Raw genomic sequence first — 17,467 nt, 5'->3', positions numbered from 1 at the left:
CAGCCCTCACAGGAGGCCCTCATACAGACCGCCTGACGGAATCTGTCTCACCCGCCTTGACACTTTCCGTTGTGCGAGCAGCTGGGCGGTGTGGCGTTCGAGTTCTTCTCGGCGCTGTTGCAGGTGCGCCCTCAGGTCCGCGCACATCTGAAGCCGGGGTTCTGAGCCGCGGGCACAGGGTAGGTACCGGCGGATCGTCTCGGAGTTGAGACCGAAGGAGAACATCCCCTGGATCTGGGCCACGATCACCGGAGCGTCCTCGGCATACTCCCGGTACCCGTTGGAAGCCCGCTCGGGCACCAGCAGACCCTGCTCCTCGTAGTAGGGCAACGCCCGGGCACTGACCCCGGACACCCGCGAGAGCTCACCGATCCGCATCCCTGCCCGCCCTCCCGACCCTCCGGGGTTGGCCTTCACGTCGACGTCACCCTTGAGACTCAGCCTATGCACACCGCCACCACCTCTTCCTCCGCCCCCATGTCCCGCGCCGTCATCGTCCACGGCTACGCCGCCGACCCGACCCGCCACCGGTTCCCCTGGCTCACCGACCAGCTCCGGGCCACCGGTGCCGAGGTCACCTGCGTGACCCTGCCCGACCCGGCGGCCCCGGATACCGGCGCCTGGCAGCAAGCGATCGCGAGGGTGCTCATGACTCCCGACGAGGGAACGTGGGTGATTGCCCACAGCCTCGGGGTGATCACCGCGTTGCGCCACCTCGCCGACCTGCCCGCGCCGTGGTCGCTGGGCGGGCTGGTGGCCGTGTCCGGGTTCACCGGGATCCTGCCCACCCTGCCGGTGCTGGATGCCTTCCTGGCCACCGCACCCGACCTGGCGACGGTGGCGGCCCACACCGGCCGGCGGATCGTGGTGCGCTCCGACGACGACCGGATCGTGCCCCCGGCTGCGACCGACGCCCTCGCCACCGGCCTGGGCGCGGAGAAGGTGGTGGTCCCGGGAGCCGGGCACTTCCTCGACGAGGACGGCATCACCGCCCTGCCCCCCTGCCCGCTCTGCTCCCCCATCTGCCCCACCCGGCAGAACCCCCGCAGCACCGGTCCTCGTGAGCGGGGAACCTCACGGCAGGGCCATGAGGGGTGACGCACCCACGTCTCCGGAGGTGTGGTCACGTCCGAACCCGCCCGACCCAGTGTCCTGGCCGACGCCACAGTGATCGGCATCAAAGCGTGCTCTCGTCCCCAACACCCCCGGTCGCCGACCTACTGGGTGAGGATGGGGCCCATGAGGATCGGCGAGCTGGCGGAGGCGACCGGGGTCAGTGCCCGGTCGCTGCGCTACTACGAGGACCAGGGGCTGCTGCGCGCCCATCGCACCCCGGCCGGGCACCGTCGCTATACCTCGGATGATGTGGAGCGGGTGGTGCAGATTCAGCAGCTCTACGCCGCCGGGCTGTGCAGCCGGGTGATCGCCGAGCTGCTCCCCTGCCTGGATGCCCCACCCCGGGAACGGACCGGGCACCTGGAAACCCGCCTGGCCCAGGAGCATCAGCGTCTGGAGTCGGTGGTGCGGGAGGCGGTCCGGGCCCGGGACACCCTGGAGGAGATCATCACCGACCTCGGCAGGCCTTGACCCTCACACCGGTGTCAGGGCCCACCATGGGCCCATGGAACCTGATCAGCAGCACCCGCCGGTCCGTCAGCTGCGCGTGGTGGTCGAGGCGGCCGACTACGACGCCGCCCTGGCCTTCTTCCGTGACGCGCTGGGTCTGCCCGAGTCGGCCTCCTTCGCCGAAGGCCCCGACGACCGGGTGGCCATCCTCAAGGCCGGCCGCGCCACCCTGGAGATCACCAGCCCCGCGCACAAGCAGGTCATCGACCGGATCGAGGCCGACGGGCGCCCCAGCCCGGCCATCCGCCTGGCCTTCGAGGTCGACGACGCCCCGCAGACCACCACACGCCTGCAGGACGCCGGTGGGGAGGTGCTCGCGGCCCCGGTGCGCACCCCCTGGCAGTCGCTGAACTCCCGGATCGACGCCCCCGCCGGGCTGCAGATCACCCTCTTCCAAGAACTGCTCCCCGCGGACGAACGTGCCGCAAAACCCGGGTTCAGCACCGAGCACTGACCCTCAGCGCAGCCCGCCAACCGGGGCATGACAGCTGCCCACAGGCGCTGGCGCCCGGGCAGGAACCTGAAATGCACGTCCAGGAGGGCTCGTCTGTCCGGCCCTGGATGCCGGTCCTGCGACGACGGATCCGAGCGAAACAGCTTTACGGGCAGGGTACCGAGGAGATGCACCGACCGAGGCGCCATTTCAAGCCTTCCATCTCGATCCTCAGCATCGGTACCGTCCCCGACGAAACAGCCGCCGCCGCTGCTCGATGTACCCTTCCCCGTGGAGGTAGGCGCGCATGACCAGGCAAAGTCGGCGCAGCTCGGCTTCCTTCTCCACCTCCACGTCGTCGTAGTCGAAGAGGGCCACCTGCACCTCAAGCTCAGAGATGAAGGCGACCATCCATTCATAGCTGGCCCGGATAATGGCTGCGCGGCCGTTGTCGGCGCGGCGACTCACTTGCACCCCGGGAAGCCAGGCAGCATCGCTGGAGCCCACAGTCCTCACGGCGAACGTCTCGTCAAACACCTCAGCAACGACCCGATCCAGCATGGCCTTGATGTCGATCCCGTTGCGCGGCAGATCAAGGGCACACGGATTGGGTGCTGAGTCGCAGTCGGCCTCGTGGACCGGGAGCTTGCCAGGCGTCACGAGCCATCCCAACGCAGCGACCATTAGCGACACACCAGAGTCCGTCCGATGGGGGTCACTTCAGGTGAATATTTTTTCCCATGCATCAATAGCACACTCACCCTGGGGTTGCTTGCTCTCATTGTTGACCAGGTCATCTCGGATGAAGGCAACTCAGCGCATTCCGCGCGGCGCTGCAGGAAACCGCCGGGACGAGAACACGCGACCTCCAGAACAACCACCCGTCGGCCCACAGCGGGCGCCTGGTACCGCTGTCGCTGGACTATCGGGCAGTGTTGGAGAGCGCGAACCAGTACTGACGCATTACCGAGGCGCAGAAGGCTCGCAACAGCCGCACGATGACCCAGATTGACCGGCAGGTCACCCGGCTCAAAAAGGCCACCACCCGTGGAATCGAAACCCGGTTAGATGCCGAATATGCCAACCAGGCCCCTGCCGCATAACCTGACCTAAGAACACACCCCCTGATAGAAAGAGACAGCACATGGCGCAGAACGTTCAGATCATCCTCACCGACGACATCGACGGCGGCGAGGCGGCAGAGACCGTCCGCTTCGGTCTCGACGGTAAGGACTACGAGATCGACCTCAGCACCGCCAACGCCGAGCAGTTGCGCGAAGCGCTGGCCCCGTACAGCAGTGCGGCCCGCAAGGTCACCGCCAAGGCCGCCATCCGTTCCACCTCCCGCACGAACCAGGCCGGCAGCGGGGAGACCGCCGCAATCCGCGCATGGGCCAAGGTCAATGGCTACGAAGTCTCTGACCGCGGACGAGTTCACCAGAGCATCAAGGACGCCTACCAGGCGGCGCAGAAAGCCGATGCATGATATCTGCGTGTCTTAGATACCTGTCCTAATTACATACTATGATTAGTGATAAACATTAACATGCCCTAATAAAAATTAATCAATTTATAAAAAGGTAAATTACTGTGGGTGAAAAAATGGACACTGAAGAACTGCGCCAGCAACTTATTTCAAGGCAAAAACGTGCACTTGAAAAGGGCGAGGAAATAGGAGCAGCCATTGACGGCAAAGTTGAAACGCCGCAAGTTTCGCCCGAAAAAATTAACGAAAAATATGAAAAAGGCGAAATTCGTATTGTCACGGAGCAGGGTCGTTATCCCTTAGCGTCGATAAGCAGAATGCTAAACGGCGAAAACTATAAACTAGACCCTGAATACCAGAGGCGCCATCGCTGGAGTATTGAGCAAAAAAGCCGGCTCATCGAGTCATTTATCATGAATGTACCAGTGCCCCCCATTTTTCTATATGAATGGGATTATAACGAATACGAAGTTATGGATGGGCTTCAAAGAATGACAGCCGTAAGGGAGTTCTATGAAAATAAATTTCCGCTGTCGTCACTTGAATACTGGCAGGAATTGGAAGGAATGTACTATAAGGATCTTCCCGCAAAAGTAAAAGCAGGAGTTGATCGCCGTTATATATCTTCGATTGTTCTGCTTAAAGAAACAAGTCATGGTGACGAAAATCCGGAGCTGTTGAAACGCTTCGTTTTTGGTCGTATCAATACCGGAGGAGTGCAACTCACCCCGCAAGAACTTAGAAATGCTCTTTACGACGGGCCGATGAATCGTCTCTGCAAAGAACTTTCGTCAAATCCAAAACTCCGTCGAATGTGGAACATTCCGGTGAATGTTGAAGAGCTTTTAGGTGATACTGATCCAGCAGTTGATAATTTGACTGATGAAGCTTTTGATGGGCTAGATCTAGGCCAGCAACCAGATGTGCCAGACACATATAGAAAAATGATTGACGTTGAGCTTGTATTAAGGTTTTTTGCCAATCGACAAAGGGTGATTTATTACAGGGACAATTTGCGTGGATACCTGGATGGATACCTAAAAATCGCAAACAACTTCGACTCAGAAACTATCGAGTCGTTAAAGCGACTCTATCTGATGACCATCGACCTTGCCTGGGACATTTTTGGCGACCGAGCTTTTAAGAAGCGACGGAACGGTGTATGGGGTAACGTTCCCACGCTGTCTATATACGACGCCCTGACAAACGTCTTATCCAGGTTGATTGATGAGGGTCCAAGTCTTTTGGCAAAAAGGGAGGAAATTATCCAGGGCCTGGATGAATTCTACGCCAATAATTCTGCGAAATTCAACCTTCGTGGTCAGACAAGAGCCGATTTGATGGACCGCGAGATTCTATTCGAATCGTATTTCCGATCTTTCCTTAAATAAAAAGAGTTACTCATGGAAAAATTTATCGAAGGGTCCTGGCGTACTTCCTCGGATAGATTCACGGGCTTAAAAGATTTCATTATTTTATCAAATAAAGCTTTTCCGTCTAATGTTGGTAATAAAAACGTTCATTATTCGGAGCTGTATTCTAGTTGGATTCTTCTCATGTATGCCGCCCATGAGGCCTCCTTCGTTGGATACAGCGAATCCGTCATGAGAGTGTTTTCTTACCTAAACCTGAGACCGGATAAACTGCCTGGAAATATAAAATCGCACCACATTAGCCGTACACTGCTACTTGCTAATGAAGTTAAAAATGGAATTAGCCACCAAAACCAAAGTGATGTTGATTTAGAATCCCTAATTATGAATGCATCTACTAGCAACTGGGTAAACAATTCAGCCCTAATGAGGCTGGATAAAAATGCGTGGCCAGATGCTATAGAGGAAATTTTAGGTAGGATCTCTTTTGACGGTTCCGATACCTCCTGGATGAATGACACTTATCAAGGCAGTTCAAACACTTATAAGGGCGTTATTAAGTGGCTCGTTCAGGAGCGTAATTCGCTAGCACATGGGAATCGCCCCGACACGTTTGAAGCCTTCGATATCATACTAGACAATGTCGATGTGATTGCTGACTTTTCCAGACGCTCTAAATGTTTTCTGCAAGTCGCACTCGCTTCGCACTTTCCGCAGTTGTTAAGTGCCGAAGTGGGAGATGTCGCCGACATGAATATTGGTGAGAACGTCATTCCGTTTGAGACAGTGCATAATGATATTTCTATTGGCGATCATGTACTACTGAAGCAGCGTACTGGGAAGCTAGCTACATCTTACGTGAAATCAATAAAATCAGGCGGCAAAAATTTAAACACTGCTGAGGCTGGTTCAACAGAAGTAGCGATTTGCTTCAATCGTTCGGTTAAGGAGTGCGCAATTTATTTGGCGTTCTAGGCTGTCACTATGATAAATTCCTCGCTGTGCTGATTCGACCGGAGTGTTCGTGGCTTGATGAGGGCATCTTTCCAGCCGCCTTTCTGCTGGTTTTCGCCGTCAAAGTACGGCACGGATGACCTTACCTCAAAGTGCTGCATTCAATGTCCCGGGGGACTGACAATCACCTCAGCGTCAGCGTCAGCATGGAGTTTGTAGCCGATTTCATGAAGCGCTACGTGGTGACCGAAGTTGATCTCGTCCTATGCCGTGGGTGCGGCCCTCGTCCTTAGTGGCGGGGGCCGTTTTTGTGTGTGGGTGGTTCTTTCATTCATAAATTAATGAATGGCGGCTGCGGTTGCGATCTTTGCTGGTGCCTTGTGGTGTAGGTGGGGGCCGTTGTCGTGTGGGGTGCGGTGGGGGTTTGTCGCGGCCGCGGAGCGTGTTGGGGGGGGTGGCCCTTCTGGTGGGGGTTGGCCGTGCTGGGGCGCTGAGGGGCTGCTGAGGCGCTGGGGGTCGTGAGGCGGGTCGCTCTCAGGTTGGGGTATGCCGCCGCACTAGGTGACTGGCGCGGGGAAGCTGTATCAGGGCCCATGGAGTTGGGTGGCCGGATTCACTGCGGTCGGTCAGGGAGGAGGTCTCGGAAGATCAGTCGCCGATGCGAGTCATGGAGCACCCGTTGATGGTGATTCCGGAAGCGTCAGCTGAAATGTAGAGCTCGAACTGTGGAGCGGTGGAGTTGAAGTTGTTGTCGATGATGTTGCCCTGAGCGTCGGATAGTTCCCAGAAACACTCGGTGACCTTTATTTAGTCAGTGCGACACATCCCTGGCTTGAGCGTTTCGCCAATCAGATAGTGGCCGCCATCGACGGCGATCTCCCCATTCACCTCGGCTTCTTCACGTTCCTTTATAACCGCTTCCTGCTCTTGTTCGGGGTGCCGCGCTTCGGGCATGTGTTGTTGCGGTCGTCCCCACTGCCCGGCTTGCGGGTGTCCAGGGCAGATCTTCAAGGACGCTGCATATTGACGTACTGCCTCTATGTTGTCCCCGTTGGACAGGACCCTGTCGGCAGTGCCCAGGCATTTGTCCATGGCCCCGGACATTTGACTGAGCCGCTCCTTGCCGTACTCATCGTTCTCAATCTGACCGAAGTGCTTGTTGGCTACAGCCTGGTACTCGGGCTCCAACATCGGGTTGCCTCGGGCGTCTTCTTCAGACCCGTAGGCCTTAGACTCGATCCACTGTTTTGTTTCTACACAGTCTTCACCGGTCCTTTGATGGTTCCAGTCCTCACCAAACGTGTCGGCGGGAGTCAGATCTGCGGTAGAAAGCAGAATCGAGTCACCTTCTGCTCGCACGCCACAGTGGGCCTCGACTCCAGTAGAGCTGACGATCAACCCCTTCTCTGCAGGGGTTGCCGAAGCCGCCGGGCTTTCGCTCACACTTGAAACGCTGTTGGCGGTGTTACTAGCCTCGGGCGCCTGCGAACTACGACCGACAGTCAGCGACACGGCTGCCACTACCAGGGGAAGAGCGGCGATCTTGTGCACAGAGGCCTGCCTTATAAATCAGCGGAAGAGGTACGCTACATTACGTGTGCCCGTCCCTACACCGTAGGTCCAGTACTAGTCATAGGACTCCCGTAGGCAACCTCGCCGAGTGTCACTCCCATCGCTCCGGACAGTGATCGCTTTACCAACGTAGACAGTGTCCAATAACCGGACATATGTACAGCGCCGCCAGCTGGGTCTTTGGGCAGCTTCACTGCTACGACCTCGCACAGATTTTTCGCGTAGCAAACTGGCTTGCCACCCGCCTTCGGCGGAATCTGCCGTACCGATAGCTGACACCTTGACCTTTCACCTATCGGTGCGGCAGTCCCTTGCGATGTCCAGGGACGTTGCTTTGTAAACCACCGATGATCTCAAGCGGATCAAGGTTTGAGCTCGGTTATGCCCGCTTCTTGAGCCAATTCGACGCCTGAGTTTTGAAAGGCAACAAGCGTCGATATGCATCACGAGCAAAGGAAATCTGCCAATCGAGGTCGGTCTGCCGCAGTTCCGCATGGATGTGGATGTAATTCCGGGCTGTGTAGTAACCAGCTATCTCTTTGCCGAGATCCTCATCGAGAATTCCCAATTCTACAGCCGCAGCAACCTTGCTATCGAATCGGATCTTAGACTCCTGCGTGCGGCGCACCGCGTATACCGCCCCAACGATATCTCCGGAGTCTACACGGTCGAGGCGACGAATCCGGTCCATAATGTGACCAGGGAGTTGTCGCTCAACCAGTGCTTCGTACTCAAAAAGGCGTTGAACTTCAGGTGCGTCGGCTGCTTCAACAAACAAAAGGTGGTGGATAGACGCCTCATAAATAGACGCGTACTGCTGCACCTGCAACTGAACTTGAGCCTGCATCGCCCAGGTTTCCTCGATCCTCAGCCCTTCCCAAAGCTTGTAGAGGTATCTTGCCGCGTAGAACTCTTGCCCGATTCGACGGCGAAGCTCCAAGTCACTGATGAAGTCGAAGTAGTTGACGTGCCAGCCGATATCGCCCTGCAGGTCGTTACGCGCATATTCTGCAGCTTCTGAACGAATTGGCTCTCGGAGAGGCATAGACGGCCCTTCAGTCCTAGGTTTGTTAGTCGGACCCATTCTAGATGTCTGGCTCGAACTTTTCTGTTTAGCAAGACTGTGCCATAGCGATCCGTCGGCGCCGACGCGCAGGTGCAGATCAGCGAGAATCCACCATGACCACTCCGACCCCTACGCCACCGGCGTTCGACGGCAGCTGCGGCGCCATAGGTGACCTGGCATTTGAGGCTTTCAGCCAGTGGTGGTCGGCCCTACCCGCCGGGGCCCAGATCGTCCTCGTGCTGGGATTCATGGCCGCCGTGGCGGCCATGATCTGGTGCGCGGTCCATCACGAACGGCGTCCCACTCCCCCCGGCACGGCCCCGCGCAGGCCGAGGAGGCCTGGCCCGGGCAGAAGCAGCGGTCCCATATCCTAACCGGCCCGGCATCATCCTGATTGGGGCCGGCCACGTCATGCAGCAAGCCCAACCGCGTTCCGCAAAGCCATGCGTTAATCGGGGATTTCAGTCGTCTCAGGTGATTTCCAGGGTGCTGGCGTAGGCCCCCGGCGTGTATTCGCTGGACGCCGCGGCGCCGACGGGTTCCTCCCCCGACGGCCACACCTGAACCGCTCGATACGCGAACCCCATCTGCACATGCAGGAGCCCTTGGAACCGTCCTGCGACAGGCCCGGCCGGGGCGAGGTGCCCAGGACGCACCGCGCTTCTCGTAGCGTGGACAGCACCAACATCCTGGAGGTTTTCGCGATGACTGAGGAGATCGCCGGCCTCGTCCCGCTGCTCTTCGCCCTGGTGCTGCTGCCCGCGATGAGCATCCCGGTGGTGCGCTGGGCCGCCGAGGATGCCCTGGGGCGCAACGGATCGGCGGGCATCCGTACTCGCCACACCAAGGCCTCCGATGAGGCCTGGGCTGCCGGCCATGCCGCGGCTCTGCCCGTGGTGCGGAGGATGTGGCCGGTGGCCGCGGTGGGGCTTTCGATCGCACTGGTCGTTCAGGTCCTGGGCGGCGGGTACACCGGCACCGCGGTGGCCGCCGTCGCGCTGGTCTGCGAGGTCGTGGTGCTGCTGCGCTCCGCTGGTGCCGCCAATCGCGCCGCACGCGCAGTCACCGCCAGCAGTTGAGCCTTTGACACCAGTCCCGCGTCCGACCCTTGCGGGTCCGTCAGTGGCGGTGACGGCATATCGGCGAGAAACCCGGTGTGGTTGATGCCCGTTGAGCCCGCGCGATGAAAAGCCCGCTCAGGTGCGTCAACTGCACCACGCTGCCCACCGGCAACCGCGGACTCAGAGGGCCGTCGCTTGCGGCAGCTCCCGGATCCGCCGATAGAGGGTAGCCCTCGACATCCCGAGGTCGCGGGCGACCTGGGTGGCCGGCTCGCCGCTCTCGATCAGCCGCAGCGCGTTACGGATCTGGGAGTCGGTGAAGGTCTGGCGCCGCCCGCCCAGGTCCTTGCCGGCGGCCCGGCGCTTGGTCACCGAGTCGGTGATCCGTTCCCGCTTGATCTCCAGTTCCATCTGCGCCAGGGCGGCCATGACAGTGAAGACCATCGAGCCCATCGGGGTGGCGGTATCCACGTCTCCCCCACCCAGGTTCAGCACCCGCAACCCGGCACCTCTCCCCCGCAGCGCCTCGGCGAAGGCCAGCATGTTCTGCGTCGACCGCCCCAACCGGTCCAGCGTGGTAATGACCAGAGTGTCGCTCTTTTCGAGCGCAGCCACCGCTTTGTCGAAGGCCGGACGGGATGCACGTCTTCCAGACACACCATGGTCGACATAAAGATCATCCTGTCGCACGCCGGCATGCAAGAGGTCAGACACTTGACGATCTGCCTCTTACTGCCGTGTCGACACTCGGGCGTACCCGATCAGCTTCCCCACGTCCACCTCATCTGTCTCGCAACTCACGTTGAGTATCGGATTGTAGGGGTAAGGATAAAGCACAAGGATGCGAGACACTCAGAACCCCGGAATCATGCGGGCGCAAATTCCCACGACGGGACGTCTCGCATCCCATGCCTTCCAAGACGGATCGCGATCACGGCAGTAGGTGTATGGGCACTGCATGCCATGGTTACGATGAACATCAGGGCAATTAGGCGCGTTCCATAGGAGTGACGATGCCATTCGAGGTGTTTGACAAGAGGATGACTCCACTGGCCAAGGCGCCGAGCGTGACCATCCAGAAGCGCGGGGTGATCTCGCTGAATAAGGCTGCCCACGACCTCATTGACAATGCTGAGACGGTGGAGTTGCTTTACGACCGTGACCGCAGCGTGATCGCGCTGCGTGCCTCCGATGATTCCTCCCCGCACGCCTACGCGGTGCGGAATGGGTCCAAGCGTGGGCCGGGGCAGGCGATCGTTTCGGCCACTGCGTTCACCGCCCATTACGGCATCGACACCACCGCCACCCGGCGGTGGAAACCCTTTGTGGAGGACGGCATGCTCTGCGTGGACCTCAGCACTGAGGGCACGGTCATTACCGGGAATCGCACCAAAACCACGGCATTGTTAGCCTCGGATGAAGCGGATGCATTTTCCAGTGCGGATGCTTTGGTCGATTCACAGGTCGAGGGATCTTTCGAAACCGCCTAATACCCTCGGCAGCACCACTCCCCTACCGGGACCATGGAAAGGAACAGCCCCTTATGGCTCAGAAAGTTGAAGTGCACCTTGAGGATGACCTCGACGGCGGCCCCGCCGAGCACACCGTGACCTTCGCCCTGGACGGCAAGGACTACGAGATCGACCTTTCCGCTGAGAACGCCGAGAAGCTGCGCGAGGCGCTGCGCCCTTACGCGGCCGCCGGCCGCAAGACCACCCGCAGTCACAGCCCCCGCGGCACCCGATCCCGCGCCTCTGGCAGCGACCCGGACACCGCGAGGATCCGGGCCTGGGCGAAGGAGAACGGCCACGAGGTCTCCGACCGCGGCCGCATCCATCAGTCCGTTAAGGACGCCTACTACGCCGCCCACTGAGCCAGCACCGATCCCGCACAAGATAATGCGCGGTGGACGGGCCCTGACCACAACGGGGCCCGTCCACTGTCGCGTGTGAGGTGGACAGCGCTTTCACCACAGAAGGGGTCATGACCTTGGGAGTGGTTCGACGCGCCCTGGTGCGCTGAGGCTGCCGGTCCGTGGCGGTCTCACCGGCCTAGGCTGATGGCACGCACTTGCCTTGCACCTACGCACTCCACACCCCCGCCCGGGCTTGAGTGCCCGACGACAGGAGCACTTCATGCGCCACGCCACCACCGCCGTGCTCACTCTCGCTACCGTGGTGCTGACCGGGTGCGGGCCCACCACCGATGAGGTGGCCTCGATGGTGGCCGGGTCGGCCAAGACCTACGACGACGCCTTGGCGCTGCGCGAGGACATCATCGCCGCAGGCCTCCAGTGCCCGAGCACGAATCAGCGGGTCGTCCCGGAGGAGGACGGAACCGCCTACCTCGAGTGCGACTACGACATCCCCGGCATAGCCGTGACCCGCATCGAAGAAGGCCTGCAAGAGCTCCTGGAACTCCGCGAAGATGCCGACCCTGACATGTTGCCGGTCCTGCACGGGGCGAACTGGATGATCATCGCCCGCGACGAGGCACCCTTGCAGCAACTGCAGGATGAACTCGGCGGCACGATCCTTTCGGCCTCCTGAGCGGCCCCGGCACCCCGTGGGACGCCCTGCTCAGGACACCTGGTACCTGCTGCGCCTACCCCTGATCCTCACCCTGATCGGGGTGGTGACCACGTTCGGCGCGTTGACCTGGAACCGGCTTTCCTGCTGTGAGGGCGGGGCCAACATCGGCGCCGGCATGCTGGCACTTCTCGGGCTGGCCCTGCTGGCCGGCGGATGCCTGTGGGGCATCGTCACCGTCGTGGCCGGATACCTCCACCGGTAGCACCCCCTCAACTACCAAGGGCACGGTGATCCTCTGGCGGGAATGGCCGCGGCTGGCTCAGCCCTTCGGGGGATGTGGGTCGTTGCCGTACGAGTTGCGCGCTCCGACCGTGCCGTCCTTCTTGTGAATCAGGTGCTCGACGCCATCCTTCTTCGCCGCTGCACGGCCGGCCGCCTGCGCCTCAGCCTTCGTGTCGTACGTGCTCGAGGCGCGCTTTGCACCCTCACGACGGTTGGCCCACCCCTCGTCGGTCGGCACCGTGTGAATGTTCTTCTTGTCGACCATCACAGTTCTCCTTTCGGTTCCTCGGTGGGGGAGCCACAGGGCTACATCATCTCAGTTCGCGGTGGTTCTGCTGGGAGCGGCTTGCGGAACCGAAACCCTCACTGCCCGCCTCCCCCGCCCGGCACAACCTGACCAGGCGCCGCCACCGAGCGTCGACGAAAACCCCGCCATCCAACGCCAAAAACCACACGCACCGCGTTGCACCATGCCTAGACCTCCGGGCACAGCCGTCGCAGAAACCACGGCGGGACCCTGTGACTTCGTCTGCTGAATGGCGGGGTTCTTCGGTCGCTTCGTGGCGGGGTCAGGTGACACCGATGACCAGGGTGCTCTGTGCGGCTTCGATGACGTCGTTGGTGATGGTGTCGAGTTCGTTGATCTTCAGGACCCGCTGGATCTGGGGGAAGAGGCGTTCGAGGAGCCGGAAGTTGCCGCGGGTGATCCGTGCGATGGCTGCGATGGCTTGGGCGTCGGTGAAGTCGTCGGGGTCGAGGGTCTTGCCGAGGGATCGCCAGTGTCGCTCGAGGACGAACAGCAGTTCGTCTTGTCCCAGGGGCCGGTACTGGTGGGCGAAGCCGACTCGGCTGTAGAACTGGGGGTAGTGGCTGAACTGCTTCTCCAGGCCGGGCATGCCGATCAGGATCAGGGCGATGTCGTCGCGGTCGTAGCGATCGCGCAGCAGTTCCAGAGCGGCGGGACGCAGTCGTTCGGCCTCGTCGACGATGATCAGCTCCACGTAGTTCCTGCCGTGTCGCCATCCCCAGGCCTCGGGAGTGGCCGTGCCGGGAGGTACGAGGTGCTGCTCGATGCACATGTTGGTGCGGGTGATGGCTTGGGTCAGCTCGTCCTTCAGGGTCCGCGGGGTGGTCAGCACGCTGGGGGTGTAGAGCACGGTGCGGCTCCGGTCCAAGGCGGCGTAGATCTTGGCGTCGTTGTCGGAGCGCGGCCCCCAGTAGGTCAGCAGGTCATGAGCCTTCTCGTAGTGTGCGTAGCGGCGCGCGGAGAGTGTCTTTCCTACGCCGGCTGATCCGAAGCACAAACCGATGGTGTGCCCGCGGCGCACGGCGTCGGCGAACTCGGTGAAGCGGCGGTGCTCCTTGGTGACGATGAAGCGCTGGCTCACCTGAGGTCCTCCTTGTAGATCTTCAACGCCGACCTCGGCGCCGGAGCCGGTGCTTCGGTGATCCGTGGCGTCTCGGTAGGTGCGGCCACGAGGGCGATGCGTTCGTTGATGCCGGCTCGCAGCGCCCGGCGGCGGGCGTTGCGCGCGGCCTGGATCTCCTTGAGGCTGACCTTCTGGTCGTGGTGCTCTTGGTTGACGGCCTTGCAGACGAATTCGTCGTGATCGAAGACGCGGATCTCGGTGATGTCGCGGGGGTCGTAGCGGATCACGACCGAGCGTCCGACGTAGCCGGCCAGAGTTGGCGAGACGTAGCGCAGGCCCTGGAAGCGGATGCCATCGCGGCGCACGACGCGGGTCTTGGCGACGGTCAACAGCAGTCTGTCGAGGTCTTCCAGGCTCTCGGGCATTCGGGGCAGCCAGCCATCGGCGATCCACGCGCTGCGCGGGGAGGTTCCGAGCTCGCTGTGCGTGCGGTCGTTGTAGGTGGCCACGAACGCCTCCAGGGCGCTATCGAGGGCGGCCAGGGACAGTTTCGGTGTCGGCCAGGGGTGCCCTTCGGTGATGTGTCCGGGCAGGGTGGCGAGTAGCTCGGTGTTGATGGTGCCGAAGAACCGCTCGATCTTGCCCCGTCCCTGGGGTCGGGCGACGGTGGAGTGGATCAGTCGGATGTGGAGGTCGACGGCGGTGTGGGCGAGCTGGTCACTGGTGAAGTCGCTGCCGTGGTCGACGTAGAGCACGTCGGGCAGGCCGCACATCGGCCAGGCCGGGTCGGTCTTGTGCCAGATCGCTTGGCGCAGCGCCAGGGCGGTGTTCATCGCCGACGGTGCGCCCAGGAAGACTGTGTAGCCGCAGACCGCCCGGGAGCAGTCGTCGAGGATCGTTGTCAGCCATGGCCGTGCGGGCTTGCCGTCGGTGCCCACCACCAGGATGTCGAGCATGGTGTGATCGGATTGCCACATCGCGTTGGGCAGCTCTGCTTGCCGGCGTAGCACCAGCTCGTGCTTGTCGCGGTAGGACGCTGCGCCCTCCAGGGCGAGGGTGACCATGCCGGGATCCAGGGTCCGCACGATGTCCCACACCACCGAGTAGGAGGGGACCGGCCACCTCCGGGCGGCGCAGATGCCCGTGACTTTGCGATGGATCGTGGCGATGGCCGGCCGCGGCTTGCTCAGTGCCAGGCCCTCGATCAGGTCGACGAGGTCGGGCGGAAGGCGGCGGGAGCCGGCGTCCGCCCGTGAGGCTGTCTCCAGTCCGGCGTAGCCGTCGGCGCGGTAGCGGGCGTGCCAGCGCTCCAGGGTCCGCAGCCCTACATCGGTCTCGCGAGCTAAGCGCGCGAGGGGCACCTGGTCCTCGACGTGGAGCCTGAGGATTCGCCACCGCGCTCGAGCGTCCACGACGCACCTACTGCAAGGCGTTCTCGCGCCCGCGCTCGGCGCGCTGAAGGGCGCGGTAGACCGTGGAGCGGCCCACGCTGAACAGCTCGGCCAGCTCGCCCACGGTGTGCTCGTCGGCAGCATGTAGCTGGACGAGGTGAGCTTCTTGCCGGGGGGTGAGTTTCGGTGACTTCCCGCGCAGCCGGCCCTTGGCCTTGGCGACCTTCATCCCCTCGCGGGTGCGGGCACGGATGAGGTCGGCTTCGAACTCGGCGACCATCGCCAGCACGTTGAACAACAGTTTCCCCATCGGGTCGGTCGGGTCGTACACCGATCCGGCGATGCTCAGCTTCACTTCCCGCGCCGCGAGGTCGTCGGCGATCTGGTGGGCATCACGGACTGAACGCGCCAGCCGATCGAGCTTGGTGACCACGAACGTATCGCCGTCCCGACAGGCAGCCAGCGCCTGCCGCAGGCCCTCACGGTCGGCGTTGCGGCCCGTGAGCCCGTGATCGACGTAGATGCGCTTGGGATCGACGCCGAACGCCGCGAGTCCGTCACGCTGCGCGGTCAGGTCCTGCTCGTCGGTGGAGACTCGGGCATAGCCGACCTTCAAGGGGGACATGCTCCCCAGTGTGTCATATAGCCTCCCTTCACCGGACAGTTCACCGGACGGGTCTTACGGGACAGCCCGCCAGGCGTGCCGTCGTTCCTCTCGATAAGTAGCGGTGGTGTCCGGTGAGGGTTCCCCTTACGGGCATGCGATCTGGGCTGACGCCTGTGACCGAGTGTTCAGTGCGCGCTGTATAGTTCAGTCCATGCTGACTATTGCTTCGCGTCTCGACGTGATGAACCGCCTGGGTCGTGCACTGGCCGACCCCACTCGATCCCGGATCATCTTGACCCTGCTCGACCATCCCGCTTACCCGGCGGAACTGGCCCGAGATCTGGACCTGACACGCCCGAACGTGTCCAACCACCTGGCATGCCTGCGCGATTGTGGGATCGTCGCCTCCGAGCCCGAGGGTCGTCGGACACGATATGAGATCGCCGATTCGCACCTGGCGCAGGCGCTGACGGCACTGGTCGATGCCACCCTGGCAGTGGACGAAGACGCCCCGTGCATCGATCCCGCCTGCTCGCTTCCCGGATGCGACGCAGCTGGGGAGGGCGCATGATCCTCACCTCGGTCTTGCAAGCGATGGGCCTGTTCGCAGCGACCAACATCGACGACATCATCGTGCTCTCCCTCTTCTTCGCGCGAGGGGCAGGCCAGCGCGGCACTACCGCCCGCATTCTGGCCGGCCAGTACCTCGGATTCGCCGGCATCCTCGGTGCCGCGGTCCTGGTGACCATCGGTGCCGGAGCATTCCTGCCCTCGGCAGCCATCCCGTACTTCGGTCTCATCCCTCTGGGCCTCGGCCTCTGGGCCGCATGGCAGGCCTGGCGCGGAGACGATGACGACGATGACGACGAGGCCAAGGTTGCCGGCAAGAAGGTCGGCGTGTGGACAGTCGCAGGCGTCACCCTTGCCAACGGCGGCGACAACATCGGCGTCTACACCCCTGTCTTCCTCAGCGTGGAACCTCTCGCAGTAGTCGCCTACTGCATCGTCTTCCTCGCGCTCGTCGCGGTCCTGGTGGCCCTGGCAAAGTTCGTCGCCACCCGCCCCCCGATCGCCGAAGTGCTCGAACGCTGGGAGCACATCCTCTTCCCCATCGTTCTCATCGGCCTCGGCATCGTGATCCTCGTCAGCGGCGGAGCCTTCGGACTCTGACGTAGCGGCAGCGATCCAAACGGCCCCGACCGGGCGCACCCCTCTCGGTTCAGACCGCGACACCTACCTGCAGCCAGTCCTGCGTGATCGCGGCAACAAGACCGCCACGGAGCGCTGCAAAAACCCCGCCACCAAGCGAACGAAGCCACAGGACCCCATTGCAACTTACTGCGGCTGACGAGCGAGATGTCGCAGTAGGGCATGCCCTATATCTACGTTGCTGGATGCGGTCTACTGACCTGTCCCCCGGTATGTTGTCAACGGCAGTAGTCAGCGGAACAGCCGTGCGCCAAACCGCCTCGTCGCCCCCCTGCCCGACCCCCGGAAGTGGGGTCGATGCCGCCGTCAATGGAGTCGTTGTCCCATGTCCAAGCTGACAGACCTACTGCGTCAGGTCGAGCGGAATGATCCGCAGCTCGCCGCCGATCTGGAACGGGAGTACAAGGCCCTGTCCTCGCGGCGCGCATTTGGCTTGAACTTCGAGCGGCATTACCCGGAAAGCACAGAGATCCCAGGGCGCACGGTGCGCAAGGGCGAGAAGGTCC

Annotated in this window: 22 protein-coding genes and 1 pseudogene; 14 read left to right on the top strand and 9 right to left on the bottom strand. The window is 61.7% G+C overall.

Annotated elements, in window-relative coordinates; translation table 11 throughout:
* Positions 1-6: 6 nt before the first annotated feature.
* Positions 7-417, bottom strand: a complete 411-nt coding sequence (locus ABL57_RS07975) for a MerR family transcriptional regulator (protein ID WP_238986011.1) — start codon at positions 415-417, stop codon at positions 7-9.
* A gap of 27 nt (positions 418-444) precedes the next feature.
* Between ABL57_RS07975 and ABL57_RS07970 the strand changes: the two genes are divergently transcribed.
* From ABL57_RS07970 to ABL57_RS07960, 3 genes are all read left to right on the top strand, one after another.
* Positions 445-1,098 carry an alpha/beta hydrolase gene (locus tag ABL57_RS07970; protein ID WP_238986010.1) on the top strand — a complete coding sequence of 218 codons (654 nt, stop codon included), beginning with the start codon at positions 445-447 and terminating at the stop codon, positions 1,096-1,098.
* A 141-nt stretch (positions 1,099-1,239) separates the two neighbouring features.
* Positions 1,240-1,587 carry a MerR family transcriptional regulator gene (locus tag ABL57_RS07965; protein ID WP_047802925.1) on the top strand — a complete coding sequence of 116 codons (348 nt, stop codon included), beginning with the start codon at positions 1,240-1,242 and terminating at the stop codon, positions 1,585-1,587.
* 34 nt (positions 1,588-1,621) lie between these two features.
* Positions 1,622-2,080: a VOC family protein gene (locus ABL57_RS07960; protein WP_047802924.1), complete on the top strand. Its 459-nt coding sequence runs from the start codon at positions 1,622-1,624 to the stop codon at positions 2,078-2,080.
* A gap of 210 nt (positions 2,081-2,290) precedes the next feature.
* Here ABL57_RS07960 and ABL57_RS07955 read toward each other — a convergent pair whose 3' ends face one another.
* A complete protein-coding gene (locus ABL57_RS07955; protein ID WP_152683321.1) occupies positions 2,291-2,719 on the bottom strand; it encodes a hypothetical protein in 429 nt (142 codons plus the stop codon).
* Positions 2,720-3,203: 484 nt separating this feature from the next.
* Here ABL57_RS07955 and ABL57_RS07950 point away from each other — a divergent pair, with 484 nt between their 5' ends.
* The 3 genes from ABL57_RS07950 to ABL57_RS21765 all read left to right on the top strand — a co-directional run bounded on the left by ABL57_RS07950 (position 3,204) and on the right by ABL57_RS21765 (position 5,893).
* Positions 3,204-3,545 carry an Lsr2 family protein gene (locus tag ABL57_RS07950; protein ID WP_047802922.1) on the top strand — a complete coding sequence of 114 codons (342 nt, stop codon included), beginning with the start codon at positions 3,204-3,206 and terminating at the stop codon, positions 3,543-3,545.
* Between the two features lie 104 nt (positions 3,546-3,649).
* Complete coding sequence (locus ABL57_RS07945; RefSeq protein WP_203225574.1) at positions 3,650-4,936, top strand: DUF262 domain-containing protein; 1,287 nt, start codon at positions 3,650-3,652, stop codon at positions 4,934-4,936.
* A gap of 12 nt (positions 4,937-4,948) precedes the next feature.
* Positions 4,949-5,893, top strand: a complete 945-nt coding sequence (locus tag ABL57_RS21765) for a HEPN domain-containing protein (RefSeq protein WP_152683320.1) — start codon at positions 4,949-4,951, stop codon at positions 5,891-5,893.
* Between the two features lie 786 nt (positions 5,894-6,679).
* Here ABL57_RS21765 and ABL57_RS21760 read toward each other — a convergent pair.
* Positions 6,680-7,423, bottom strand: coding sequence for a hypothetical protein (locus tag ABL57_RS21760; RefSeq protein ID WP_152683319.1), 744 nt, complete (start codon positions 7,421-7,423; stop codon positions 6,680-6,682).
* 400 nt (positions 7,424-7,823) lie between these two features.
* The gene (locus ABL57_RS21755) at positions 7,824-8,489 is read right to left on the bottom strand and encodes a hypothetical protein (protein ID WP_152683318.1); all 666 of its coding nucleotides are present in this window, start codon (positions 8,487-8,489) and stop codon (positions 7,824-7,826) included.
* A 692-nt stretch (positions 8,490-9,181) separates the two neighbouring features.
* On the opposite strand from ABL57_RS21755, the gene ABL57_RS07935 reads away from it, so the two are divergent.
* On the top strand, positions 9,182-9,589 hold the full coding sequence (locus ABL57_RS07935) for an SdpI family protein (protein ID WP_053004822.1): 408 nt from the start codon (positions 9,182-9,184) through the stop codon (positions 9,587-9,589).
* Between the two features lie 162 nt (positions 9,590-9,751).
* Here ABL57_RS07935 and ABL57_RS07930 read toward each other — a convergent pair whose 3' ends face one another.
* Positions 9,752-10,285 carry a recombinase family protein gene (locus ABL57_RS07930; RefSeq protein ID WP_047802921.1) on the bottom strand — a complete coding sequence of 178 codons (534 nt, stop codon included), beginning with the start codon at positions 10,283-10,285 and terminating at the stop codon, positions 9,752-9,754.
* Positions 10,286-10,584: 299 nt separating this feature from the next.
* Here ABL57_RS07930 and ABL57_RS07925 point away from each other — a divergent pair, with 299 nt between their 5' ends.
* From ABL57_RS07925 to ABL57_RS07910, 4 genes are all read left to right on the top strand, one after another.
* Entirely contained in the window at positions 10,585-11,061 is a 477-nt protein-coding gene (locus ABL57_RS07925) for a hypothetical protein (protein ID WP_047802920.1), read from the top strand.
* A 53-nt stretch (positions 11,062-11,114) separates the two neighbouring features.
* Positions 11,115-11,444: an Lsr2 family protein gene (locus ABL57_RS07920; RefSeq protein ID WP_047802919.1), complete on the top strand. Its 330-nt coding sequence runs from the start codon at positions 11,115-11,117 to the stop codon at positions 11,442-11,444.
* 262 nt (positions 11,445-11,706) lie between these two features.
* Positions 11,707-12,120, top strand: a complete 414-nt coding sequence (locus ABL57_RS07915) for a hypothetical protein (protein ID WP_047802918.1) — start codon at positions 11,707-11,709, stop codon at positions 12,118-12,120.
* 16 nt (positions 12,121-12,136) lie between these two features.
* A complete protein-coding gene (locus tag ABL57_RS07910; protein ID WP_047802917.1) occupies positions 12,137-12,364 on the top strand; it encodes a hypothetical protein in 228 nt (75 codons plus the stop codon).
* Between the two features lie 57 nt (positions 12,365-12,421).
* On the opposite strand, the gene ABL57_RS07905 is transcribed toward ABL57_RS07910, so the two are convergent.
* From ABL57_RS07905 to ABL57_RS07890, 4 genes are all read right to left on the bottom strand, one after another.
* Positions 12,422-12,649: a DUF2188 domain-containing protein gene (locus ABL57_RS07905; protein WP_047802916.1), complete on the bottom strand. Its 228-nt coding sequence runs from the start codon at positions 12,647-12,649 to the stop codon at positions 12,422-12,424.
* 304 nt (positions 12,650-12,953) lie between these two features.
* Positions 12,954-13,772 (bottom strand): AAA family ATPase, encoded by an 819-nt coding sequence (locus ABL57_RS07900; protein WP_047802915.1) that lies wholly within the window; start codon positions 13,770-13,772, stop codon positions 12,954-12,956.
* The gene (locus ABL57_RS07895; protein ID WP_082157300.1) at positions 13,769-15,166 is read right to left on the bottom strand and encodes a Mu transposase C-terminal domain-containing protein; all 1,398 of its coding nucleotides are present in this window, start codon (positions 15,164-15,166) and stop codon (positions 13,769-13,771) included. The genes ABL57_RS07900 and ABL57_RS07895 overlap by 4 nt, the downstream gene beginning before the upstream one ends.
* A gap of 7 nt (positions 15,167-15,173) precedes the next feature.
* Positions 15,174-15,770: a recombinase family protein gene (locus ABL57_RS07890; protein WP_010534181.1), complete on the bottom strand. Its 597-nt coding sequence runs from the start codon at positions 15,768-15,770 to the stop codon at positions 15,174-15,176.
* Between the two features lie 193 nt (positions 15,771-15,963).
* Here ABL57_RS07890 and ABL57_RS21185 point away from each other — a divergent pair, with 193 nt between their 5' ends.
* From ABL57_RS21185 to ABL57_RS07880, 3 genes and pseudogenes are all read left to right on the top strand, one after another.
* Positions 15,964-16,323 carry a helix-turn-helix transcriptional regulator gene (locus tag ABL57_RS21185; RefSeq protein ID WP_082157299.1) on the top strand — a complete coding sequence of 120 codons (360 nt, stop codon included), beginning with the start codon at positions 15,964-15,966 and terminating at the stop codon, positions 16,321-16,323.
* On the top strand, positions 16,320-16,922 hold the full coding sequence (locus ABL57_RS07885; protein WP_016997609.1) for a cadmium resistance transporter: 603 nt from the start codon (positions 16,320-16,322) through the stop codon (positions 16,920-16,922). Before ABL57_RS21185 ends, ABL57_RS07885 begins: the two co-directional genes overlap by 4 nt.
* A gap of 364 nt (positions 16,923-17,286) precedes the next feature.
* Positions 17,287-17,467 (top strand): annotated as a pseudogene (locus ABL57_RS07880) (restriction endonuclease subunit M); the annotation flags it as partial.

It is taken from the genome of Kocuria sp. SM24M-10, from assembly GCF_001027955.1.
GTDB lineage: Bacteria > Actinomycetota > Actinomycetes > Actinomycetales > Micrococcaceae > Kocuria > Kocuria oceani.
This window is presented reverse-complemented; position numbering and strand designations above follow the sequence as displayed.